Origin of the sequence: Aliiroseovarius sediminilitoris (assembly GCF_900109955.1) — a bacterium.
In the GTDB taxonomy this organism is placed as follows: Bacteria; Pseudomonadota; Alphaproteobacteria; order Rhodobacterales; family Rhodobacteraceae; genus Aliiroseovarius; species Aliiroseovarius sediminilitoris.
This window is the reverse complement of record NZ_FOJB01000001.1, coordinates 1336066-1358672: the sequence shown is the minus strand read 5'-3', so window position 1 is coordinate 1358672 and position 22607 is coordinate 1336066. Positions and strand designations below refer to the sequence as shown.

21 protein-coding genes are annotated in these 22607 nt (G+C 58.8%); 13 read left to right on the top strand and 8 right to left on the bottom strand.

Going from position 1 to position 22607, the window contains the following annotated elements; translation table 11 throughout:
* Positions 1-187 precede the first annotated feature (187 nt).
* Positions 188-1264, bottom strand: coding sequence for an Mrp/NBP35 family ATP-binding protein (locus BMY55_RS06810; RefSeq protein WP_091429369.1), 1077 nt, complete (start codon positions 1262-1264; stop codon positions 188-190).
* Positions 1265-1729: 465 nt separating this feature from the next.
* Between BMY55_RS06810 and BMY55_RS06805 the strand changes: the two genes are divergently transcribed.
* Both BMY55_RS06805 and BMY55_RS06800 read left to right on the top strand, forming a co-directional pair.
* Entirely contained in the window at positions 1730-1945 is a 216-nt protein-coding gene (locus tag BMY55_RS06805) for a DUF1127 domain-containing protein (RefSeq protein ID WP_091429367.1), read from the top strand.
* A gap of 441 nt (positions 1946-2386) precedes the next feature.
* Complete coding sequence (locus BMY55_RS06800; protein ID WP_091429365.1) at positions 2387-3652, top strand: SulP family inorganic anion transporter; 1266 nt, start codon at positions 2387-2389, stop codon at positions 3650-3652.
* A gap of 9 nt (positions 3653-3661) precedes the next feature.
* Here BMY55_RS06800 and BMY55_RS06795 read toward each other — a convergent pair whose 3' ends face one another.
* Positions 3662-6034, bottom strand: coding sequence for an ATP-dependent helicase (locus BMY55_RS06795; protein ID WP_091429364.1), 2373 nt, complete (start codon positions 6032-6034; stop codon positions 3662-3664).
* 234 nt (positions 6035-6268) lie between these two features.
* Here BMY55_RS06795 and topA point away from each other — a divergent pair, with 234 nt between their 5' ends.
* The gene (gene topA, locus BMY55_RS06790) at positions 6269-8848 is read left to right on the top strand and encodes a type I DNA topoisomerase (RefSeq protein ID WP_091429362.1); all 2580 of its coding nucleotides are present in this window, start codon (positions 6269-6271) and stop codon (positions 8846-8848) included.
* Positions 8849-9222: 374 nt separating this feature from the next.
* On the opposite strand, the gene BMY55_RS16745 is transcribed toward topA, so the two are convergent.
* Genes BMY55_RS16745 through BMY55_RS16910 form a run of 3 tightly spaced genes read right to left on the bottom strand, consistent with a single transcriptional unit; the run spans position 9223 to position 10614 of the window.
* Complete coding sequence (locus BMY55_RS16745) at positions 9223-9600, bottom strand: hypothetical protein (RefSeq protein ID WP_143064296.1); 378 nt, start codon at positions 9598-9600, stop codon at positions 9223-9225.
* Positions 9566-10090 (bottom strand): helix-turn-helix transcriptional regulator, encoded by a 525-nt coding sequence (locus tag BMY55_RS06780; protein WP_091429359.1) that lies wholly within the window; start codon positions 10088-10090, stop codon positions 9566-9568. The genes BMY55_RS16745 and BMY55_RS06780 overlap by 35 nt, the downstream gene beginning before the upstream one ends.
* A gap of 38 nt (positions 10091-10128) precedes the next feature.
* Positions 10129-10614 (bottom strand): hypothetical protein, encoded by a 486-nt coding sequence (locus BMY55_RS16910; RefSeq protein WP_091429357.1) that lies wholly within the window; start codon positions 10612-10614, stop codon positions 10129-10131.
* A 214-nt stretch (positions 10615-10828) separates the two neighbouring features.
* Here BMY55_RS16910 and BMY55_RS06770 point away from each other — a divergent pair, with 214 nt between their 5' ends.
* Together BMY55_RS06770 and BMY55_RS06765 are read left to right on the top strand one after the other, a co-directional pair.
* Entirely contained in the window at positions 10829-11524 is a 696-nt protein-coding gene (locus tag BMY55_RS06770; protein ID WP_091429356.1) for a CoA transferase subunit A, read from the top strand.
* Positions 11525-11527: 3 nt separating this feature from the next.
* Positions 11528-12157 carry a 3-oxoacid CoA-transferase subunit B gene (locus BMY55_RS06765; RefSeq protein WP_091429354.1) on the top strand — a complete coding sequence of 210 codons (630 nt, stop codon included), beginning with the start codon at positions 11528-11530 and terminating at the stop codon, positions 12155-12157.
* Positions 12158-12213: 56 nt separating this feature from the next.
* Here the strand turns inward: BMY55_RS06765 and BMY55_RS06760 are convergent, their stop codons facing one another.
* On the bottom strand, positions 12214-13332 hold the full coding sequence (locus BMY55_RS06760) for a TIGR03032 family protein (protein ID WP_177179305.1): 1119 nt from the start codon (positions 13330-13332) through the stop codon (positions 12214-12216).
* A gap of 100 nt (positions 13333-13432) precedes the next feature.
* Here BMY55_RS06760 and BMY55_RS06755 point away from each other — a divergent pair, with 100 nt between their 5' ends.
* The 5 genes from BMY55_RS06755 to BMY55_RS06735 all read left to right on the top strand — a co-directional run bounded on the left by BMY55_RS06755 (position 13433) and on the right by BMY55_RS06735 (position 18360).
* Positions 13433-13927 (top strand): toxin-activating lysine-acyltransferase, encoded by a 495-nt coding sequence (locus BMY55_RS06755; RefSeq protein WP_091429351.1) that lies wholly within the window; start codon positions 13433-13435, stop codon positions 13925-13927.
* A 162-nt stretch (positions 13928-14089) separates the two neighbouring features.
* Positions 14090-15106 (top strand): Hint domain-containing protein, encoded by a 1017-nt coding sequence (locus BMY55_RS06750; protein WP_091429349.1) that lies wholly within the window; start codon positions 14090-14092, stop codon positions 15104-15106.
* 176 nt (positions 15107-15282) lie between these two features.
* The gene (locus tag BMY55_RS06745; protein ID WP_322787718.1) at positions 15283-16311 is read left to right on the top strand and encodes a lysylphosphatidylglycerol synthase transmembrane domain-containing protein; all 1029 of its coding nucleotides are present in this window, start codon (positions 15283-15285) and stop codon (positions 16309-16311) included.
* The gene (locus BMY55_RS06740) at positions 16292-17605 is read left to right on the top strand and encodes an FAD-binding oxidoreductase (RefSeq protein WP_091429346.1); all 1314 of its coding nucleotides are present in this window, start codon (positions 16292-16294) and stop codon (positions 17603-17605) included. Before BMY55_RS06745 ends, BMY55_RS06740 begins: the two co-directional genes overlap by 20 nt.
* 5 nt (positions 17606-17610) lie before the next feature.
* A complete protein-coding gene (locus tag BMY55_RS06735; RefSeq protein ID WP_091429344.1) occupies positions 17611-18360 on the top strand; it encodes an SDR family oxidoreductase in 750 nt (249 codons plus the stop codon).
* Positions 18361-18369: 9 nt separating this feature from the next.
* On the opposite strand, the gene BMY55_RS06730 is transcribed toward BMY55_RS06735, so the two are convergent.
* Entirely contained in the window at positions 18370-19830 is a 1461-nt protein-coding gene (locus BMY55_RS06730) for a UbiA family prenyltransferase (RefSeq protein ID WP_245744668.1), read from the bottom strand.
* Positions 19820-20605 carry a lytic transglycosylase domain-containing protein gene (locus tag BMY55_RS06725; protein WP_245744763.1) on the bottom strand — a complete coding sequence of 262 codons (786 nt, stop codon included), beginning with the start codon at positions 20603-20605 and terminating at the stop codon, positions 19820-19822. The genes BMY55_RS06730 and BMY55_RS06725 overlap by 11 nt, the downstream gene beginning before the upstream one ends.
* Before the next feature lie 378 nt (positions 20606-20983).
* On the opposite strand from BMY55_RS06725, the gene BMY55_RS06720 reads away from it, so the two are divergent.
* The 3 genes from BMY55_RS06720 to cpaB all read left to right on the top strand — a co-directional run bounded on the left by BMY55_RS06720 (position 20984) and on the right by cpaB (position 22469).
* Entirely contained in the window at positions 20984-21175 is a 192-nt protein-coding gene (locus BMY55_RS06720; RefSeq protein WP_091429340.1) for a Flp family type IVb pilin, read from the top strand.
* A gap of 27 nt (positions 21176-21202) precedes the next feature.
* Complete coding sequence (locus BMY55_RS06715) at positions 21203-21394, top strand: Flp family type IVb pilin (protein WP_091429340.1); 192 nt, start codon at positions 21203-21205, stop codon at positions 21392-21394.
* A gap of 238 nt (positions 21395-21632) precedes the next feature.
* Positions 21633-22469, top strand: a complete 837-nt coding sequence (gene cpaB, locus BMY55_RS06710) for a Flp pilus assembly protein CpaB (RefSeq protein WP_091429338.1) — start codon at positions 21633-21635, stop codon at positions 22467-22469.
* Positions 22470-22607 lie beyond the last annotated feature (138 nt).

Below are 22607 nucleotides of genomic sequence, written 5' to 3'. Positions count from 1 at the left end.
AAATGATGGCGCTGCCCTGACAAACCAACCACTGCGGGTCCACGCCTGAGTGATAAAGTCGGGGGGTGATCCGCGTTGATTCGGCAGTTTTTCGCCGCTTACCCATGGTTTCCCATGCAGCGCGCGGCGCGCCGGAATCATAACGGCCCATGGTTTCCCACAGGCCGTTCCCGAGAGGTCAAAACGCTTACGCGATCCCGCGCGCCACCAAATCACGGGCCAGCGTGGCATAGGCTTCGGCCACCGGCCCCGCCCCGGCCGCAGCAGGTGTGCCGCTGTCGCCTGCAAGACGCACATCCAGGGACAAGGGGATTTCACCAAGGAACGGCGCGCCCAGTTCGGCGGCTTCGTCGCGGACGCCACCATGGCCAAACAGATGCGCCTCGTGCCCGCAATTGGGGCAGACATAGGTGGACATGTTTTCGACCAGCCCCAGGATTGGAACCTTGACCTTGTCAAACATGTCAATCGCCTTGCGCGCATCCAGAAGCGCCACGTCCTGCGGGGTCGACACGATGATCGCGCCGGTCAACTGCGATTTCTGCGCAAGCGTCAGTTGCACATCGCCCGTTCCCGGTGGCAGGTCGATGATCAGCACATCCAACGGCGCCCAATCGACCTGAAACATCAACTGTTGCAGCGCACCCATCAGCATGGGACCGCGCCAGACCACGGCTTCGCGGTCGGATTTCAGCATCAGGCCGATGGACATCATCTTGACGCCGTGCGCCTCGACCGGGATCAACAACTCGCCATCAGGCGATGACGGACGTTGGTTGGTGCCCATCATGCGCGGCTGGCTTGGTCCCAGAATGTCAGCATCCAGCAGCCCGACCTTGCGGCCCTGACGCGCCAACGCCACGGCAAGGTTCGAACTGAGCGTCGATTTTCCGACCCCCCCCTTACCAGACGCGATGGCGATTATGTTGGCCACGCCCGGCACAGGCAGCGGCCCGGCCTGCGGCTTCGGATGGCCGCCGATCTTCAGATTGGGCGGCTGCGGGGCGGCTTTGGCCGGGCCATGCGCTGTCAGGATAACCGAGACCCGCTCGACCCCATCCAAGGCCGCAACGGCGGTTTCGGCAGCGCGTCGCTGGGCTTCCATACCGGCGGCCTGTTCAGGGGTCGGCGCTTCAATGACGAAACTGACCGCCCCGCCATCAACGCTCAGCGCACGCACCATGTCACGCGATGCCAGATCCCCACCATCCGGCAGAGCAACGGTGGACAAGGTGCCCATGATCTTTTCGCGCATATCCGACATTCGTGCCTCCTTCAGCTTCGCACATTACTTGGCAGCTTTGTGGGCAGGTGCAAGGGGCATACCTACTGAAAGCGGGCGGTCACGTGGCCGCAGACCTGCGGTGAGTCGTCTCATGCACTGGGTGCGTCGTCATACTTGCCGCAGTCATCAAGCCTTGGATCTGAGCATATCGGGCAATAAATATGCACCACACAAATTGACCTTAAGTTAACATCAACCCCCGCCTTCTGCGCCGCAGCAATTTACCCTGCGTCAGCGCACAAAATGTCAGCAACCGATTAATATTATGTCATTTTTATGTATGCACTCGCCGCATATCGGGTTTGCGAACGCGGGGTATTGTGCATCTGCAGCATTGTGCCCATCTTGGGGTCAAGGCGACAATGTGAGCGCCAACAGAGACAACAGCGGCATTGCCGCCCCGCACCGCAGGGTTCTGCGGAAAAGATGTAAGTGAGTGAGAATATGACATACGCAACTGAAATTCTTTCTGCCCCTGTCAGCATCGCTGATCGTCTGGCAGCCCGGATCGCCGTTTGGAAAGAGCAAATGCATCAGCGCGCCCAATATCGTGAAACTGTGCGCGAACTGAACGCTCTGAGCGACCGCGAACTGAACGACCTGGGCATTAGCCGTGCGTCGATCCGCTTCCTGGCCCGCATGGCGGTTAACGACCAATAGGTTTCCTGGCCACCGCCTACCTCCTCCCAGGTAGTGGCTTCGATTGGCGGCGGGACCGACCTCCTCCCCGGTTCCGCCGCACAATCAAAAAAGTTTCGGACCTTCTTCCTCCTCCCTTGAAGGTCCGCGGGTCGCGGTGGCGCCGTCCTCCTCCCTGGCACCACCGCACCCCCAAGATCCGGTTTGCCCCACCTCCTCCCGGGGTTAAGCCGATACGGTGACGGGTCTACCTCCTCCCAGACCCTGAACCACATGACGTCGGGTCTCTACCTCCTCCCAGAGCCCCGCTTCACATAGAAACGGTGGCGCCCACCTCCTCCCGGGCGTCACCGTTTTTTTTTGGCACACCGTACTTCGCACGATCCGCAGACGCCTGCCCGGCATACCGGGCCTGCAATTTTGTCGATTGATTTTCGGGCGCAAGACGGGATAGCTCGTTCCATGAAACCCAAAATCCTAACGACGCTGCGCGACTATGATCGCGACCAATTCGCAAGCGACCTGATTGCAGGTGTAACCGTTGCCATGGTCGCCTTGCCGCTAAGCCTTGCCATTGCGATCGCGTCCGGCGCAGGGCCGGAGAAAGGGCTTGTCACCGCAATTGTTGCGGGGTTTCTGATTTCGCTTCTCGGAGGTAGTCGGGTTCAGATTGGCGGCCCAACCGGTGCGTTCATCGTCGTTGTCTATAGCATCATCGCCGATCACGGATATGACGGGCTGGTTCTGGCGACACTTATGGCCGGAGCGATTATGGTAGTCGCAGGCTATCTGCGAGCGGGCAGTCTGGCAGCCTATGTGCCCGAACCCGTCATCAACGGCTTCACGATTGGCATCGGTATCATCATCGCCACCAGTCAAATCAAAGACCTGTTCGGCCTGTCTATCGCCGAGGTGCCGGCTGAGTTCTTCGCGAAGATCAGCACGCTTTGGACCGCTCGCGACACGCTAAGCTTCCATGCACTCACGATCGGACTGGTGACGATGGCTTTGATCGTCTTTCTGCGGCGACTGGCCCCCAGATTTCCAGGTCTGATTGTTGCGGTGGGATTAACGTCGGCTGCCGTCGCATTTGCCGCGTTGCCTGTCGACACGATCTTTTCGCGGTTTGGTCCGTTACCCGGCACTTTACCACTTCCATCCTTGCCCCAAATCAACCTTGCGCGGATCACTGAACTGCTGCCTTCGGCTATCGTCATCGCCTTTTTGGCAAGCATCGAATCGCTTCTGTCAGCAATGGTCGCGGATCGCATGATCGGCGGAAAACATCGCCCTAACGCCGAGATCCTGGCACAAGGCTTTGCCAATATTGGGTCTGCCCTGTTTGCCGGTCTACCCGCCACCGGGGCGATTGCGCGCACGGCAACCAATGTGCGCGCGGGCGGCAAGACACCAGTTGCGGGGATCATACACGCACTGACCATTCTTTTGGTCATGCTGCTGGCAGCCCCACTTGCCGGATATCTTGCGATGCCTGCCTTGGCGGGGCTGTTGATCCTGACCGCCTGGAACATGAGCGAGCCGCAGAAATGGCGCGGCTACATGCAGGGGCGGGTGTCGGACCGTGTGCTGCTTTTGCTGACACTGGTGCTGACGGTGTTTGCGGACCTGACGATCGCCATCGGCGTCGGTGTCTCGGTCGGGTTGGCGCTGCGCCTGCGCCGCCATGGCGCCGAACCCGGGAAGGACTGGACCCCGCCGGACCGTTGACGCGCCGCCTTAAAACGGCACGTCGCCCGCTTGCGCCGCCGGCACGATGAACTTCGACACGACCTTTTTCGCGCCCGCCTTGTCAAATTCGATATCCAGCTTGTCGCCTTCAATGCCCATCACCGTGCCATAGCCGAACTTGGTGTGAAACACCCGATCACCCTGCGTGAAGGACGAGACGGCCGTTGCATCAATCACCAGCCCGCGCGATTCGTTGGGGCTTGGCTTGGCACGCAGCGCGCCCTGCGCCTGCATCCGCTTCCACCCCGGCGAGTTATAAGCGTCCGCCCGGCTGGCGCGGTCTTCCAACGGTGAATTGCCGCCGAAATCCCCGGCCATGCCACCATAACCGCCGCCGTAAAGGCCTGGCGCCGTCAGCACCTCGACATGATCCGCGGGCAGTTCATCAACAAAGCGCGAGGGGAGTTGAGACTGCCACTGGCCGTAAACGCGGCGATTGGCGGCAAACGAGATTGTGCAAATCTCCTCGGCCCGTGTGATGCCCACATAGGCCAGACGGCGTTCTTCTTCGAGGCCCTTCAGCCCGCTTTCATCCATCGAGCGTTGGGACGGGAACAGCCCATCCTCCCACCCCGGCAGGAAGACGGCAGGAAACTCCAGCCCCTTCGCGCCGTGCAGGGTCATGATGGTCACTTTTTCTTCGGCGTCGTCGGTGTCATTGTCCATGATCAGGCTGATATGCTCCAAGAACCCTTGCAGGTTTTCGAAGCTTTCCAACGCCTTGACCAGTTCCTTGAGGTTTTCCAGTCGCCCCGGTGCCTCGGGCGTTTTGTCGTTCAGCCACATCTCGGTATAGCCGGATTCTTCCAAGATCACCTCGGCCATTTCGACATGGGTGTCTTCCTCGGCGCGCAACTGAGCATACCAACGATCAAGGCCCGCGACCAGTTCGGCCAAACCCTTGCCGCCCTTGCCCTTGATCGCGCCGCTTTCGACCGCAATCCGCGCGCCTTCGACCAGTGACACGCCGTTTTGCCGCGCCAAACCCTGAATGGTCTGCACCGCTTTATCCCCCAGCCCCCGGCGTGGCGTGTTGACGATGCGTTCAAACGCCAGATCGTCGTCTTGGGATACCGCCAGCCGGAAATAGGCCATCGCGTCGCGGATTTCCAAGCGTTCGTAGAACCGAGGGCCGCCGATGACGCGGTAGGGCAGACCGATGGTCAGGAACCGATCCTCGAACGCGCGCATCTGGTGGGAGGCACGGACGAGGATGGCCATATCGTCCAGCGACATGGGTGCCCTGCCCCGCGTGCCCGATTGCAGCGCCTCGATTTCTTCCCCGACCCAGCGCGCTTCTTCGTCGCCGTCCCAATGGCCGATCAGGCGGACCTTCTCGCCGCCCTCGGCGTCCGTCCAAAGCTCTTTTCCCAACCGATCTTGGTTGCCCGCGATCACACCGGACGCAGCGGCAAGGATGTGCGCGGTCGAGCGGTAGTTTTGTTCCAGCCGGACCACCTTCGCGCCGGGAAAGTCCTTTTCAAACCGCAGGATATTGCCCACTTCGGCCCCGCGCCAGCCATAAATCGACTGGTCATCATCGCCCACACAGCAGATGTTTTTATGCCCCGCCGCCAGCAGGCGCAGCCAGAGATATTGGGCGACGTTGGTATCTTGGTATTCGTCGACGAGGATGTAGCGAAACCAGCTTTGGTACTTGGTTAATATGTCGTCGTGTTTCTGGAATATCGTGACCATGTGCAACAGCAGGTCGCCGAAGTCGCAGGCGTTGAGGGTTTTCAGCCGCGCCTGATATTGCGCATAAAGCTCAGGGCCGCGACCGTTGAACGCGTTGGCCTCACTCGCGGGCAGCACCTCGGGCGTCCATGCGCGGTTTTTCCAGTTGTCGATCACGCCCGCGAGCAGCCGCGCGGGCCAGCGTTTTTCGTCGATATTGTTGGCGGCAATCAGCTGTTTCATCAGCCTGATCTGGTCATCCGTGTCCAGAATGGTGAAGTTTGTTTTCAGCCCCACAAGCTCGGCATGACGACGCAACAACTTCACGCAAATCGAATGGAACGTGCCCATCCATGGCATCCCTTCGACCGTCTGGCCCAACAGGCCGGCGACACGCTCTTTCATCTCGCGCGCAGCCTTGTTGGTAAAGGTCACGGCGAGGATCTCGTTCGTCCGCGCCTGCCCGGTGTTCAGAAGATGCGCAATCCGCGTGGTCAGAGCTTTCGTCTTGCCGGTGCCCGCCCCCGCCAGCATCAACACCGGACCGTTCAACGCCTCGACCGCTTCGCGCTGCGCCGGGTTCAGCCCGTCAAGGTAAGGCATCGGACGCGCTGCCATCGCCTGTTGCGACAGGCTGGGGCGGGCGGCGGCCCCAAAGGCGTCGTCTTCGCTGAAATCACTCATGGTCGCTCTTTATCAACGGGGGATGCGGGTGGGAAGAGTGTTCCACGAATGTTCTTTGCGCGCAAACCGATTGTCGCCTGCGGGCCGAAATTCTCCGCCCCCTTAAGGGGGCGTGGCGCACCCTGCCCCTATATATAATGACACGCCATTGACAACCTGCCCCTTCCCGACCCATCTAACGCCTCCAGAAAGACTGCCATTATTCCATGGCGCGTTTGAGTCGAGAGGAAGTTCATGCCCGTTGTCGTCGTAGAAAGCCCGGCCAAAGCCAAGACCATCAACAAGTATCTTGGGTCGGACTACACCGTTCTTGCCTCTTACGGTCACGTGCGCGATTTGCCGCCCAAGGATGGGTCCGTCGATACCAACGCCGATTTCGCGATGAAATGGGAAATTGGTCGCGACAGCGCCAAACATGTGCGCGCCATTGCGGATGCGTTGAAGAACGACAACAACCTGATCCTCGCCACCGACCCCGACCGTGAAGGCGAAGCGATTTCGTGGCACCTTGAAGAAGCCCTGCGCAAGCGGCGTGCGATCAAGCAGGACACACCGGTCAGCCGCGTTGTGTTCAACGCAATCACCAAATCCGCCGTGACCGAGGCGATGGAGCATCCCCGCGACGTCGACACCGATCTGGTCGAGGCCTATCTGGCCCGCCGTGCGCTGGATTATCTTGTAGGGTTCAACCTGTCGCCTGTCCTCTGGCGCAAACTGCCCGGCGCGCGGTCTGCCGGTCGCGTGCAGTCTGTCTGCCTGCGCCTGATCGTTGAGCGTGAGGAAGAGATTGAGGCGTTCAACGCACGCGAGTATTGGTCTGTGAAAGCGCTGCTTTCAACACCACGTGGACAAGAGTTTGAGGCGCGTCTGACGGTTCTGGGCGGCCAGAAGCTGGACCGGTATGACCTTGAGAACGAGACCGCAGCTGAAATGGCGGTGCAGGCGATTTCATCCCGCGACTTGTCGGTGCAATCGGTGGAGGCCAAACCTGCCACCCGCAACCCCTCACCACCCTTCATGACCTCGACCCTGCAACAGGACGCCAGCCGCAAGTTCGGCTTCGGCGCGCGTCAGACCATGTCGACGGCCCAGCGCCTCTATGAAGCGGGCTATATCACTTATATGCGGACAGACGGGATCGACATGGCACCCGAGGCCGTGGCCGCTGCGCGGGATGCGATTTCGGATCGCTATGGCAGGGAATTCATCCCGGCCAAGCCGCGCATCTATAAGAACAAGGCCAAGAACGCACAGGAAGCGCACGAATGTATCCGCCCGACGGACATGACCGTTTCCGCGAGCGATCTGGCGCGGTTGGAACCCGATCAGCGCAAACTTTACGACCTGATCTGGAAACGCACGCTGGCCAGCCAGATGGAAAGCGCGAAGTTCGAGCGGACCACCGTCGATGTGGGCTCATCCGACGGTCAGGTCGTGCTGCGCGCCACCGGTCAGGTTGTCGTGTTCGAAGGCTTTTTGAAGGTTTATGAAGAAGGTCGCGACGATCAGGTGGTGGATGATGACGACAAGCGCCTGCCCCAGATCATGGAAGGCGAAAAGGCCGAGAAGAAGGGCGTCACGCCCGAACAGCATTTCACCCAGCCCCCGCCCCGCTATACCGAGGCCACGTTGGTGAAGCGGATGGAAGAACTGGGCATCGGCCGCCCTTCGACCTACGCGTCGGTGATCACCACGATCCAGGATCGCGAGTACGTTCGCAAGGACAAGAACCGCCTGTTTCCCGAGGACAAAGGCCGCATCGTCACCATCTTCCTGATGAACTTCTTCCGCAAATATGTGGGGTATGAGTTCACTGCCAACCTGGAAGAAGAACTGGATGAAATCTCGGCGGGCGATGCGGATTATAAAGAAGTGCTGGCGCGCTTCTGGCGCGATTTCTCGGCAGCGATTGCCGAAACGTCCGAATTGCGAATCTCGGAAGTGCTGGACAAGCTGGATGCCGCTTTGGCTCCTCAGCTTTATCCGCCACGTGAAGATGGCTCCGACCCGCGCATCTGCCCGAAATGTGGTCAGGGCAAACTGCATCTGAAAACCTCGCGCACCGGCGGGTTTGTCGGTTGTGGCAACTACCCCGAATGCACCTATACCCGCCCCATCGCAGGCGAAGGTGCCGAGGGCGATGAACGGATGCTGGGTGAAGATCAAGGCGACGAGATTTGGCTGAAATCCGGTCGTTTCGGCCCCTATGTTCAGCGCGGCGAACCGACGCCTGAGAACAAGAAACCTCCACGCGCCAGCCTGCCCAAAGGGTGGGACAAGGACGCGATGGATCTTGAAAAAGCGCTGGTGCTGCTGTCCCTGCCGCGCGAAATCGGCGAACATCCCGAAGGCGGTATGATCAGCGCGAATTTCGGGCGCTTTGGCCCTTACGTCATGCACAAGCTGCCCGACGACGCCAAACCGACTTATGCCAATCTGAAAGACCCCGATGATGTGTTCGAGATTGGCATGAACCGCGCGGTCGAGATGCTGGCGGAAAAGCGCGCCAACCCTGGTGGGCGCGGTCGTGCGGCGGCCAAGCCCCTGAAAGAGCTGGGTGAGCACCCCGAAAGTGGCGGTCCGGTGAATGTGATGGACGGGCGCTATGGGCCATATGTGAAGTGGGAAAAGATTAATGCGACAATTCCCAAGGATGTTGACGCGGCGGACATGACGATTGAGATGGCGGTCGCGCTGATTGCGGAAAAAGCCGGCAAGAAAAAGCCAGCGAAAAAGAAAGCCGCGCCGAAGAAGAAAGCGGCGGCAAAGAAGAAACCCGTCGCGAAGAAAAAGCCCGCTGCCGGCAAGGGCTGACGGCGGGCTGAGTGCCTCGGCTCAGGTCAGAAAATTTGTCAGAGCCCCGCATCACATGCCAACCGGCGAATTCGTGAGTTGAAACACACGCATGTGTCAGATCGAATGCGGCCGGACGCAATCGAACGGTGGGCTTTATCATGTCACCCATTCCATCGCGCCGCGCGGTGATCAAGGGTGCCACAACATCGTTCGCGCTGCCTGGATCTGGCTTTGCCACCCCCCCCCATCGAAACCGCCAAGCGCACTGCGTCCAGCTTTGCCAACCAGGAATGACAGGACCATTTCGAAAAGCTGGATCGTGTAACGATTGACTGCGACACCGTTTTGCGCGCTTAGCATTTCTGGAGCGCGGACGGCAGCGCTTATCGCATCTATCCGACCTCGATGCCGATGACGGACGAGTTGACCACGACCGGATACACCAGGATCGTGCGCAAGCGTGTGGTCCCCGACTGGACCCCATTCCCCCGCGTGCTTGAGCGCAACCCGAAACTGAAATCCCCCCGTCCGGCTCCGGCAATCCGCTGGACGCGCAGGCGATATAACTGGATTGGCCCGCCCATTTGATCGACGGCGCGCACGTTACGCGCAAAACCGGGCAGCGCGGCTTGGACAGGTGCACCGGTTTTAACAACAGCCCCATCGTCGAGCTGTTCCCGATACGCCGGTCGGCGGTCAGGTTCGGATGTCTGATCTGGAATCGACGCGGCGTGACTAAGCCGCGTCCTCGTGTCCCGGTGGATGGTCATGCTGGTCGTCTGGGCCAACCAGAAGCTCTTCGACCACCGCCCCCACCAATTGGGTCCGGTTCTTCACTCCAGCCTTGCGATAGATTGCATTATTTTGCGACTTGACGGTGCCTTGGCTGGTGTTTCGCGCTTCAGCGATCTCGGCGACCGTCATACCCCTGACAGTCAAAAGCGCAATATCCTGTTCGGCCTCGGTCAACGACCATTGCGCAAACAGGGCTTGCAGCATCGCAGTAAACTCGCCTTTCGCCGCGCGCAGAAGTCTTTCAACCTCGGCGTTGCGCGCGTGAAGGACGCGGTGACTGTACCACAGAAGCAAGCCACCGATGATGAAGCCGACCAAGGTGGCAAGCTCGACCATCTCGTGAACGATCCAGCCGGAATTCAGCAGGTAGAAGCCGGTGATTTCACCCACCAGCTCCTCCAGAAAAGCCAAGGCCGACAGAATGTATATCGCAACGCCAATTCGGGTAATCGTTTTTGGTTTCATGTCGGCCTCGGATGTTGGTCTGTGCGGATCACGACGGATCAGTCATCATCGTCCCGGTCATCGTTGCGATCGTCGTCCCGGTCGTTATCCCGGTCGTCGTCCCGGTCGTTATCCCGGTCGCTATCCCTGTCGTCATCCCGGTCATCGTCCCGGTCGTCGTCGCGGTCATCATCCCTGTCATCATCCCTGTCGTCATTCCGGTCATCGTCCCGGTCGTCATCCCGGTCGCCATAGTCGTCGTCATCCCGGTCAGTCCGGTCGTCGTCGCGATCATCTTCGGGCTCAAACTTGTCGCGTAGAACCTCGCCATTCTTGCCCAGCACGATTTCACGCTCGCCCTTCGGACCTTCGGCTTCAATCCGCAGATTGCCAAACAGGCTGCGCTTGATTTTGATTTCAGTAAACCCCTCGGCGCTCAACATTTCGATGACCTCGTCACGCGTGGTCTGGGCGCTGGCCGGGGCGGCGAGCATCGCCAACACAATTGCGGTGACAAAGGCATTTGACGTATTCATCTTGGTCATGGTGGTCTCCGTTGCTTTTCAGTTGATGCAACAAGCTATTGGCACATTCCGTTGCTGCGATACTGGACTTTGGATCATCCAGGGCGCAACCAACCAAAGTTATAGACGCCCAATCAGGTAGAAATACGCAGACCGCCCTTCCACGCACGGGTTTCGTTGACTTTGCAATGCCCCCACGCCAGAACAGACGCGAAACTGACGAGAGGTAACTTTCATGAAAAAGGTATATGGCAGCGCCGCCGACGCCCTTGATGGGCTTTTGAGCGACGGGATGCTGATTGCCGCCGGGGGCTTTGGCCTGTGCGGCATTCCAGAATTGCTGATCGACGCGCTGGTCGAAAGCGGCGTCAAGGACATCACAATCGCATCGAATAACTGCGGTGTTGACGGCTTCGGGCTTGGCAAATTGCTGGACACGAAGCAGATCAAGAAAATGATGTCGTCCTATGTGGGCGAAAACGCCGAGTTCATGCGCCAATACCTGTCGGGCGAGCTTGAGCTTGAGTTCAACCCCCAAGGCACCCTGGCCGAGCGCATGCGCGCCGCCGGTCACGGCATCCCCGGTTTCTATACCAAGACCGGCGTCGGCACCGTGATCGCGGAAGGCAAGGACGTAAAGGTCTTCAACGGCGAAGAATACATCCTTGAAGAAGGCATTTTTGCCGACCTGTCCATCGTGAAAGCCTGGAAGGCCGATGAAACCGGCAACCTTGTGTTCCGCAAGACCGCCCGCAACTTCAACCCGCCCGCCGCGATGTGCGGCAAGGTTTGCGTAGCCGAGGTCGAGGAAATCGTGCCGACCGGCTCGCTGGACCCGGATGCGATCCACCTGCCGGGCATCTATGTGCATCGCATCATTCAGGGCGATCACGAAAAGCGTATCGAACAACGCACCATTCGGGAGGCATAAGATATGGCTTGGAACCGCAACCAAATGGCCGCCCGCGCGGCACAGGAACTGCAAGACGGCTGGTATGTGAACCTTGGCATCGGTATTCCGACGCTGGTGTCCAACTTCATCCCCGAAGGGGTTGAAGTTACACTGCAATCGGAAAACGGCATGCTGGGCATGGGCCCCTTCCCGACCGAAGCCGAGATTGACGCCGATCTGATCAACGCTGGCAAGCAAACCATCACCGAACTGCCCCAGACCTCGTATTTCGACAGTGCGATGAGCTTCGGGATGATCCGGGGCGGCAAGATCGCGATGGCGATCCTTGGCGCGATGGAAGTGGCAGAAAACGGTGATCTGGCGAACTGGATGATCCCCGGCAAGCTGGTCAAAGGCATGGGCGGCGCAATGGACCTTGTGGCTGGTGTTGGCCGCGTGGTGGTCGTGATGGATCACACCAACAAGCACGGCGATTCTAAGGTGTTGAAAGAATGCACCCTGCCGCTGACCGGCAAGGCCGTGGTGGACCGTATCATCACCAACCTTGGTGTTCTGGACGTGGTCGAAGGTGGCTTGAAGATCGTTGAAACCGCCGATGGCGTGACCGAAGACGAACTGCGCGCCGCGACCGAAGCGACCATTGTCAACTAAGCGGGATTAACAACGAAGAAAAGGCTCCGTTCGCGGGGCCTTTTTTGTGGCCCAGCCTAAATGTGCAGCTTGGAAGGCCGGAACATCGTGTTCATCGCATCGCTTTCGACATCCAGAACACGCGGTTTTCGGATCGCGGGTAATACGCAAAGGTCATAGATCTCGGTTGCAACGCCATCCAGCACGATCTGATGTTCAATGTCACCCGTGTCCAGATTGATCACCGAAATCGAGCATTCCGGCTCAACCCCCATATCCTGAAGGCGCTGGTTCAGCGGAGTGGCGTCATTGCCTTCGAACACACCGCTCTGTCTGGGTCGAGATGCACCCACCAATGCGTAGTTTTTCCAAAATGCAATGCCACGGGTGAACCCCGGAACGAAACAGATTGGCCTGTACTCGCCCGTTGAACGGTCAACTTCGCCAAACTCGCCCTGCCCGCTATTGGCAACATAAAGTCGCCCGTTATGAAGCTGCGGCGAATGCGGCATGTGCAGACTGTCACACAGAATATCGTTGCTCTGCACATCTATCACCAACCCGGCGCTTTGATCTTTCGGAAGCGCGCGCCAGCCCTCTGGCACATTCGTTTCTGCAAAGCAGGTGACATATTTTGGCACACCGTCTTCAAGCGCCAGACAGTTCAAATGACACCGATCGCCATAGGCAAACTCGCTGATGAAGGGCGGTTTCCAAATCGGCTCGAAGCTCCATTTCTCGTGCAACCGCCCGATGCAATTGAACTGACAGGCGATGAAATACACACCATGGTCACTGACACGCAGATCATGCAGGTTGATATAGCCCGTCGTGGTTGCCCCAATGGGGGCAAAGACGGCGTCATTGCCCTGCGACATCTGGCCCTTGTCCAAGAAGTTTTCGAACCGCCAGATTTGCTTTTGGCTGGCCATCCACAATGTGCCCCTGTGTAGACTCAATCCCATTGATCGGGGGAAATTGGCATCCGATAAAACGAACTGGCCCGCCTCGTTCACGCCGATCATGAACAATTTGCCGATATGGTAGGTGTTGAACACCAAAGAGATTCGGTTTTGCGTCAACCAACCACGAAACCCGTCGCTGGGTTGCAAACGCACACTGCCCTTGGTCAGCGCAGGGGGCTTTGGAAAATTCAGGTCCACTTTGGTGTTGTCATCTTCGGCTGCGTCCGTCACTTTTTGCTCCGTGTCCAGTTTGGCAGGCCGATACTGTTATCCAGAGCGGGTGCAGTCGAGGGGAAAATAAGCTGGTCCGGTTCAGGTAAGGGGTAAACGCATGACAAAAGATGACGACACGGGCGGCCTGATCGAGGTATCACCGCTCTATCCCAATGACGATGTCCTGCGAGTGTTCGGCGAACTGGCCTTTCTCGCCTTCTATTCCAACGTCTATGGCAACTGGTCCGCGCGCGCGTTAGCGAAAGCGTTTGAACCTCCGATCTATCTGAAACAGTTCAACATTTACCGGGCGCGTGACGTGCCGCGCGGCCTTGTCACCTGGGCCAAGCTGGATGCAGCCGCCGAGAAAAAACACCTGTCCGGCAGTGGGCTGGACGAATTCGACGAATGGCGGTCGGGCGATCAGCTTTGGATCATGGACATCATGGCACCGTGGGGCCATGGGGCCGAGATCATCGAAAACATCAAGTCAACCATTCAGGAAGACAGCGTAAAGACCCTGCGCATTCACAAGGGCCAGAAGAAAATTCTGGAATGGCACCGCGCGCCCGGCAGTTCGAAATGGAAGATCCGATCGACTGTGGTCGCGTGATTTGCCGCCGATTTCCAAGAATTCCCCTTTTCTGCTTCAACAAATTGCCAGAATATAGTTGAAGTATTAACAAAAGCGCGGATGCCACCAGACGACGGACAGCAAGAGTTCGGGCCTTAAGCGCCCTCGGTCCATATTGTGCCGCGTGAAGGAGAAGCAATCATGGTCAGCCTATCAGGTGCGACGACCGCCTCGATCAACGAGGGCCTGCCCGGAACAGGCAATGTCAGCGCCAGCGGTTCCGTGATCAACACCGAACCCGGCACCTATAGCTGGATTGCGGGGGGATACGATATCCTGTCCGCCCCCTCGTTCGGGACGCTGACCATCACCCAGAACACCGCCAATGACGAAGGCGGCTATACCTGGTCATTCGTTGTGGACAGCGACGATCCTGCTTTAGATGGGTTGGACGCAGGTCAAAGTCTGGATATTACCTTCAATATCAGGGTCCGCGACACATCGTTCAACAACGCAAATGGCTATGCTTCAACAGTGAACGGATCTGCCGTCGTTGACACCCATCAGGTGACGATCACCATCTTTGGCGAGACCGAGGTGTGCTTTGCCCGCGGCACCGAAATCCTGACCGATCTCGGCCCGCGTCGGATCGAGACATTGCGCGTTGGTGATCTGGTCTTGACGCGTGACAATGGTTTGCAACCGCTGCGCTGGATTTCCGCCTCAAAAGTCTCGCAGGACCGACGGCGCGGTAATTCACAGCTGGATCCGGTTGCCATTGCACCCGACGCCTTTGCGCCCGGCGTGCCAAACAAAACCCTGCGCGTGTCACCTCAGCACCGATTGCTGATGGAAGGTCCGCAAGTCAATCTTTTATTGGCACAAGATGCCGCCCTTGCCAGCGCGAAAAGCCTTGTGAATGGCGACAGCATCTATGAATGCGGCGCCGAAGTCGCGGATCTGGAATACTGGCACATCGTGCTCGATCAGCACGAGATCGTTTTTGCCAATGGCTGCCCTGCCGAGACACTTCATTTCGGCGACGTGGCCTTGTCGACCCTGACCAAAGCGCAGATGGAAGAGCTTGACGCCATCTTCCCCGACCTGACCAAACGACAAGGCGATCTGGCGCATGCCGAGATGCGCGGGTTTGAAGGGCAGGTCTTGTCGCGCGCCCTGAAGCCGACACCGGCGACACCCGAAGATCGCGCGGTCTGATCTGGACATATCGTTGACCCGGCACGTCCCCGGGTATGTCCTGGTGTAGCGGTTGAACCGCGCTGTCGCTTGTGCCGCTGCAACCGGCAAAGCATACGCGCCTTATTCGCTCTCGCTTTTGCAACGATGCTTTCATATTCTCGCCGCAATCCCCCGCCATAAGCCGGGCAATGACAATGAGCAGCACAAACCCCATATCTTCCACATCAGGGAAACAATCTGCCCCTGATGCCAGCCCCACCCGGCGGCTGCGCGATACGCTTGTGCTTCTGGGATTGTTTGGTTTGGTGCTGGTCGGATTGATCGGTCTGGCGGCTGCAACCGGATGGGAAGAGACCCGCGCCCAGTTGGCCAAGCTGACTGCCGTGCAATTCGCCGCTCTGCTGGCCCTCAGCCTTGTGAATTACCTTTTTCGAGGTCTGCGCTGGCATATCTTTGCGCGCAAACTGGGCCTGCCCACGGGTCTTATCCAAGACCTCCGCCACTTCCTTGGTGGCTTTGCCATGTCCGTGACCCCCGGTCGCGTGGGCGAGCTGGTGCGGATGCGCTGGCTGAAGCGCGAAACAGGCTGGGCATTTGAGCGAACCGCACCACTGGTGCTTGTAGATCGCGCATCTGACCTGTCGGCGATGGCGTTGATCCTTGGCCTGGCGCTTGCTTTTTCAACCACGGGCATCGCGGGGGGCTTGCCTGTAACCGTGCTCGCCCTGATCGCTGCCTTTGCAGCCACCCGCCCACGCCTGCTGGGCTGGTTTGCCACAATGGGTCACAAGATCACTGGCCGGTTTGCGCGGCTTTGGGCCAAGGTCCGGCGCGCTTCGCTGTCGCTGTCGGCGTTTACCTCACCTACTTTGATGGCTCTCGCCGCGATGATCGGGGTCATTGGCTGGATCGCCGAAGGCTATGCCTTTCACCTTCTTTTGATGTGGATGGGGGCCGATATCGGTTTTGCCAAGGCCGTTGCGATCTTCGTTTTCTCGACACTTGCCGGTGGCCTGACCGGTGCACCGGGCGGCGTTGGCGGCGCCGAAGCCGCCATGATTGCCCTGCTTGCGATGGAAGGTGTGCCGCTTGAGGTCAGCGTGCCTGCCACCGCCATCATCCGCGTAACAACCCTTTGGTTCGCCATCGGGATTGGCCTTCTGGTCTTTCCCGTCGCTGAGCGCAACTCTTTGAGACATACACATGGTTTGGAAAAAGACTAAGTATTCCGGCTGGGGCCGGGTTCAGCATGCAACCGCCGAATTGGCGCGTCCAGAGCGCGCCCGCAGCCTGAAAGCAGTTGTGGAAACCCACCCCTGCCCGGCGATAGGCAATTGCCGGTCCTATGGTGATGCGGCGCTGAACGACGGCGGGCGCGCCATCGACATGACACGCATGAACCGCATTATCGACTTTGACGCCGGCAGTGGTGTTGTGACGGTCGAGGCTGGCATCACCATCGGTGATCTGGCCCATGTCTTCGCCCCGCGCGGATGGCTGCCCGCCGTCATGCCCGGCACCGGGTTTGCCACCGTTGGCGGCTGCATCGCGCAGGACGTGCACGGCAAGAACCACCATAACGAAGGCAGCTTCGGCCAGCATGTTCTGTCCGTCACCCTGCTGACTGGTGACAAGCGCACCGTCGCCACCCCCTCCCGTAATGCGAGCCTGTTTCGCGCCACGATGGGCGGGATCGGCCAAACCGGTGTGATTGCCGAGGCGAAATTGCAACTCAAACCCTGCCCCGGCGATGTGATGATGGTCACAGAACGCCGGGCCGAGGATTGGGATGACCATATCGCCCTGCTGGACGGCAGTCAGGCGACCTATTGTGTGGGCTGGATCGACACCACCGCCAAAGGCGCAGCCTTGGGGCGCGGGGTCATAGAAGAGGCCGAATTGGCGGCGGGCCTGCTGCCCAAAGCGAAACCGTCGAAGAAAATCCCGCTGGATGCACCTAAATTCGCCCTGTCCAATCCCGTCGTCCGGGCCTTCAACAACGCCTATTATCGGCGGGTGCCAGGCTCGGGCCGTTCGTCCGTCAAGCGGATCGACGACTTTTTCTTCCCGCTGGACAAGATCCACGACTGGAACCGCCTGTATGGCAAACGCGGGTTTTACCAGTTCCAGAACGTCGTGCCGCTGGATCAGGCAGATGCCTTGAAAGCGATGCTGGAGCTGATCGCAGGCGCTGGTTTGTCCTCGCCGCTGGCCGTGCTGAAACGCATGGGGTCAGGTCGCGCGGGGCATATGAGTTTCCCGATGGAAGGCTACACGCTCGCCGTCGACTTTCCCGCCCGTGACGCGGCTGTGGACCTGATCGCGATGCTTGAGGATATGACCATGGACGCAGGCGGGCGGCTTTATCTTGCCAAGGACGCGTTGGCCACCGGGCCCGCGATCAAGGCGATGTATCCCGAACATGGCGACTGGGTGAAACAGGTCAACAAGGCCGACCCGGACCACGCGCTGGAAACCGATATGGTGCGCCGCCTGAACCTTCGCGAGGCAGGGTAAGAGATATGACAAAGACCAAACAGAACCAGTGCTGGATCATCCTTGGCGCAACCTCCTCAATGGCGCGCGCTTTTGCGCAGGCCGTGGCCGATCAAGGGGCCAGCGTCATTCTGGCAGGCCGCGATATGGACGATCTGAAACGCTCGGCCTCTGACCTGACCGCCCGTGGGGTCAATGCCGCGGCGGTCAAATTCGATGCGCGCGACATCTCGACATTTCAACCCATCATCGACCGGGCGGCGTCTGAGGATGGTGTAATCAACGCTGCGGTCTTCGTCGGCTCGATGCCCGCGCAAGAAGATATCGACGCGGACCCGTCCCTGATCGAAGGCGTGGTGAAAGACAGCCATACCGGACCAGCCGCGTTCCTGACCATGCTGGCCCCGATCATCGAAGACCGGGGCGCGGGCACGATCGTGGGTGTCGGATCGGTTGCGGGCGACCGGGGGCGGATCGGCAACTATGTGTATGGCTCTGCCAAGGCGGGATTTGCCACATATCTGTCCGGTCTGCGCAACCGCCTGACAAGCGCGGGTGGCCATGTTGTGACGGTGAAACCCGGTTTCGTGGATACCGCGATGACATGGGGGATCGAAGGAATGTTTCTTGTCGCCCCCCCGAAAAAGGTCGCCGCCGACATCCTGAAAGCCGTCGAAAAACAGCGCAACGTGATCTACACGCCGTTCTTCTGGCGCTATATCATGCTGATCATCCGGCACATCCCGGAGTTCATTTTCAAGAAGATGTCGATCTGATCAGCGGCGTCAGCCAACTCCGAACCACTCCTGCCAAAGACCTGCGGCATAGAACATGATCGAGATGGTCATCAGCATCAGCCCAATACCCCGCTTGTCCTTCATCGCAAAGACAATCGGGTCATAGTCCTGCTTGCCATACCAGCCAAGGCGCACCATACGGATCATCCACCAGGCCAGCGGCAGACCTGCCACCCACATCAGCCATTGCGTCTTGTAAAGCGACAACGCCTGTTCGGTGAATGAATACAGGAAAAAAGCCACCAGCGACGCCACCACACCCAGCGAGGCGACGTTCAGCAGATCGGGCCGGTCCGGGCGCCCATACCCCCGCCCCGGCAAACGCTCGTCCGATGTGGCAAGGGTCAACTCGGTCAGGCGCTTCACACAGCCAAGAGCCAGGAAAACCGGGAAGATGAACACAAGCAGATAGCCCGACACCGGAATACCTGTCGCCGCAGCGCCCGCCACGACACGAAGTGTATAAAGCGATGCCAGCACCGCGATATCCACCCAGCGCATTCGTTTCAGCTTCAGCGAATAAGCCAGCGACAGGGCCATATAGAAGCTGACCACCCCGAAAAACGCCCCGCCCAGATAGGCCGCGATACCCAGCGCGATGGCAGCCAGGACAAAGAAGGACACCATCCCCACCTGAATCGGAACCGCACCCGAGGCAAAGGGACGCTTGCATTTCTTGACGTGTAGCCGGTCGGCCTCAAGATCCAGAAGGTCATTGACCAGATAGATCGAGGACGCCGCCGCCGAGAAACTGATTACGCCCAGAATGGCCAGGATGAACGTGTTCAGGTCAAAAGCGTGACCGGCAATCATCGGCACGAACAAAAGCACGTTCTTGACCCATTGATGGGGGCGGAAGCTTTTCAGCACGTCTTTCATGCGCCAGCCACCGTCGATCTGGGTGACGGGCTTGCCTTGCGCCTCCAAAGCCTTGGCGGAACGCGGATCGCCCACAACAAGGGCGGCATCGGCATGATCCCACACCGCGCGATCCACCGGGGCATTGCCCGCATAGTGGAACCCGCCCTCACCATAGGCTTGCACCAGCACTTCGGCTTTGCGCACGCCTTTCAGGTTGGTGCGCCCGTCCGAGGCAAAGACATGCTCTGACAGACCATGCTGTGCCGCCAGTTGCGCCACGACACTATGATCCGATGCCGACGCCAGCACGACCTCGCGCCCTTCGGCCTGCGCGGCGCGGGCAACCTCAAGCACATCCGCTTTGACGGGAAGTAAATCGGTGCGCAGCGCTGCGATGCGGGCAAGTTCCGCTTTCAGGCGCGCGGGATCGCGGAAATGCGCAAGGCTGGTTTTCAGCGTGCGGATCGGGTCGCGGCCAAGGCCCGCCCAAAAACATTCGAACAAGATATCAGTCCGCAGGAATGTTCCGTCCACGTCCAATACGAACGGTTTCTTGGTCAACTCTTCGGCCATCTCGTTACGATCCATTCACTGCAAATACACATCCGTCCGACAACAGCTCTGGCGGGGTCAGACACAGCCCGCGCGCAACCTTCCAAGCGGCCAGAACCTTCGGCACATAGGCACGGGTCTCGGCATAGGGCGGAACGCCGCCACTGTCCTTCACCGCATTCTCGCCTGCGTTATAACCGGCCAGGGCCAATATGGGATCACCATTGAAGTGGTTGATCAACCAGTTCAGGTAGGCGACACCGCCCTTGATGTTCTGGGCGGGGTTGTGGCTGTCCACGACACCGAACCGGGCGGCGGTATCTGGGATCAGTTGCATCAACCCCTGCGCGCCTGCTTGGCTTTCCACATTCACGCGCCCGCCGCTTTCCACCGAAATCAAGGCCAGCACCAACGCGGGGGACACGGGAGTGCCGATCGTCGCCTTCAATATGTCGGTGCCATGCGCCTGTGCGATGGATTGCAGATGTTGCAGGCGCGGCTGCACCAACCCCTCTTGCGTATCAAGCAAATCAAGGGCGACACGCACGTTTGCGGGACCAGCCTTGTCCAAACGCGGCGATACGGTGGTCCAGAACCAATCCCATTCGGTGGGCAGAGGCGTGGCGACAGCGGCTGCAACTTCCTCGACCATATCCTGCTTTGGAAATTTTGGCGCGAGTGCCGCTGCCTGGGCAACGGGGTCAATCTGAATGGTGATGCGCCTGGCCCCGGCTTGCGGCACCGATACGCGCTTGAAGGTAAAGTCGGGAAAGGGCGCTGGCGTGTTGTCCGCCTGCGCCTGAACCCCCATCGCGAAGGTCAGGAATATGCTTATGCTCACGAAGCGCCGCATTTGCGGTTCACTGCTCTGCCTCGAATTGTTTTGTTGTTTGTTGCAGATTTCGCCTGTCAGGGCCAGATTTACCTGATATTGTTCACAAGTTTTGCGGGCAACCGCGCAGGATTATCACAGACCATAGATTTTTATGAATTTTATTTTTTATTACTTTCAATATCTTAACCCAACAAAACCTTAAAAATTGGTTAAGCCAGAAAAGGTACGAAACCTGCCCAACTCTCGCCCCAATCAAAGGGCTAATTAGGTTTCATGCCAAGCAGCGCTGCGGACGGCAACAAGTTCAGGCGCCAAGGTGAACGAAACGAAACAACACCTTTCGGAGTGAGACAAATGAAACTGTATAACCTGATCAAGACTTTCCAAGCTGATGAAGACGGCGCTGTCACCGTGGACTGGGTCGTGCTGACCGCAGCCATCGTGGGCCTCGGCATCGCGGTTCTGACATCGGTCTCGGGCGGCACAACGTCGCTGGCAGACAAGATCTCGTCCTCGCTGTCCAACATGTCGATCATGAGCTACTAATTTAGACAAGTAACTGGAGTAAAGAATATGAAACTGTATAACCTGATCAAGACTTTCCAAGCCGACGAAGACGGCGCTGTCACCGTGGACTGGGTCGTGCTGACCGCAGCCATCGTGGGCCTCGGCATCGCGGTTCTGACATCGGTCTCGGGCGGCACAACGTCGCTGGCAGACAAGATCTCGTCCTCGCTGTCCAACATGTCGATCATGAGCTACTAAACAGTCGCCTGATTGTTTGATAGTTAGCAAAACCGCGCCATTCCGGCGCGGTTTTTTCTCGCGCCCAAGGTGCTATGATAAATACTTTATGAATGGCACTGGAAATTGTTGACGTTTCCTGTGAAGTTCACCCTAAATTCACGCTTTATACTTCAAATTGCCTCAATTCGTGTTGACATGTAGATGGGGGAGTTGGTGTGTGATGCCTCTGGCGTCTTGTAGTGGGAAAGGAACTTAAATGCGTTTGCTCTTCGGACTCGTTCTGATCATTGGTGTCGGCCTGGCGGGGTTCGCGGTCTATATGGCCAAGGACTACATCGGCGATTTCCAGACCCAGCTTGATGCTGAACGCGCCGCGCGCGCTGCCATCGTTCCGACGGTTGATGTGTTCGTCGTGAACCGCCCACTACGCTATGGCGAACAAATGACGGCCGACGATATCAGGGCTGTGAAATGGCCCGAGAACGCAATCCCAGAAGGCACGTTCGGCAAGATTGAAGACATTTTCCCTGACGGCGAAAAGAAATTCCGCACCGTGCTGCGCGCGATGGAAAAGGACGAAGCCCTGCTAGAGGTCAAGGTAACAAAACCTGGTGCGGATGCCGGCGTGTCTTCGCGTCTGGCGACGGGGATGCGCGCCTATGCCATCAATGTGGATGTCAGCTCAGGCGTGTCCGGCTTTCTGCGACCAGAAGACCGCATCGATGTCTATTGGTCCGGGCGCGGCTTTGACGAGTTGGGTGAAGGCCAGGCAGTCACCAAACTTATCCTGGCGAATGTTCATATCATCGCCGTCGACCAGATTGCGGACACGGATCGCACAGGTCCGACCATCGCACGGACCATCACTGTTGAAGTGACCCCCCGGCAAGTGGCCGCCCTTGCTCAAGCCCAGTCCAGCGGGCGCTTGTCGCTGGCGCTTGTGGGCACGCAGGACGAAACTGTCACCTCTTCTGTCGAGGTGGGACAAGGCGAAATCATGGGCGAAGTGGTTGGTGTACAAGAAGAGGTGTGCACCATTCGCACCCGTCGTGGCGGCGAGATTATCGAGACGCAAATCGCCTGCCCAGAGTGATTTCACGATCAGCGCAGTCATGTCGCGACAACAGGACTGTTGCGACATGTCCACATGAAGCCTACCCAGCAAGGTATTGATTCTTGCATTATTTCGATTTCTGACGCAGTCTGCCACGCAATCGGGTAAAAAACCCAC

Coding starts and splice junctions, on each gene's coding strand:
- BMY55_RS06810 (WP_091429369.1), bottom strand. CDS start 1,264: ATGTCGGATATGCGCGAAAAGATCATGGGCACCTTGTCCACCGTTGCT.
- BMY55_RS06805 (WP_091429367.1), top strand. CDS start 1,730: ATGACATACGCAACTGAAATTCTTTCTGCCCCTGTCAGCATCGCTGAT.
- BMY55_RS06800 (WP_091429365.1), top strand. CDS start 2,387: ATGAAACCCAAAATCCTAACGACGCTGCGCGACTATGATCGCGACCAA.
- BMY55_RS06795 (WP_091429364.1), bottom strand. CDS start 6,034: ATGAGTGATTTCAGCGAAGACGACGCCTTTGGGGCCGCCGCCCGCCCC.
- topA (WP_091429362.1), top strand. CDS start 6,269: ATGCCCGTTGTCGTCGTAGAAAGCCCGGCCAAAGCCAAGACCATCAAC.
- BMY55_RS16745 (WP_143064296.1), bottom strand. CDS start 9,600: ATGACCATCCACCGGGACACGAGGACGCGGCTTAGTCACGCCGCGTCG.
- BMY55_RS06780 (WP_091429359.1), bottom strand. CDS start 10,090: ATGAAACCAAAAACGATTACCCGAATTGGCGTTGCGATATACATTCTG.
- BMY55_RS16910 (WP_091429357.1), bottom strand. CDS start 10,614: ATGACCAAGATGAATACGTCAAATGCCTTTGTCACCGCAATTGTGTTG.
- BMY55_RS06770 (WP_091429356.1), top strand. CDS start 10,829: ATGAAAAAGGTATATGGCAGCGCCGCCGACGCCCTTGATGGGCTTTTG.
- BMY55_RS06765 (WP_091429354.1), top strand. CDS start 11,528: ATGGCTTGGAACCGCAACCAAATGGCCGCCCGCGCGGCACAGGAACTG.
- BMY55_RS06755 (WP_091429351.1), top strand. CDS start 13,433: ATGACAAAAGATGACGACACGGGCGGCCTGATCGAGGTATCACCGCTC.
- BMY55_RS06750 (WP_091429349.1), top strand. CDS start 14,090: ATGGTCAGCCTATCAGGTGCGACGACCGCCTCGATCAACGAGGGCCTG.
- BMY55_RS06745 (WP_322787718.1), top strand. CDS start 15,283: ATGAGCAGCACAAACCCCATATCTTCCACATCAGGGAAACAATCTGCC.
- BMY55_RS06740 (WP_091429346.1), top strand. CDS start 16,292: ATGGTTTGGAAAAAGACTAAGTATTCCGGCTGGGGCCGGGTTCAGCAT.
- BMY55_RS06735 (WP_091429344.1), top strand. CDS start 17,611: ATGACAAAGACCAAACAGAACCAGTGCTGGATCATCCTTGGCGCAACC.
- BMY55_RS06730 (WP_245744668.1), bottom strand. CDS start 19,830: ATGGATCGTAACGAGATGGCCGAAGAGTTGACCAAGAAACCGTTCGTA.
- BMY55_RS06725 (WP_245744763.1), bottom strand. CDS start 20,605: ATGGGGGTTCAGGCGCAGGCGGACAACACGCCAGCGCCCTTTCCCGAC.
- BMY55_RS06720 (WP_091429340.1), top strand. CDS start 20,984: ATGAAACTGTATAACCTGATCAAGACTTTCCAAGCTGATGAAGACGGC.
- BMY55_RS06715 (WP_091429340.1), top strand. CDS start 21,203: ATGAAACTGTATAACCTGATCAAGACTTTCCAAGCCGACGAAGACGGC.
- cpaB (WP_091429338.1), top strand. CDS start 21,633: ATGCGTTTGCTCTTCGGACTCGTTCTGATCATTGGTGTCGGCCTGGCG.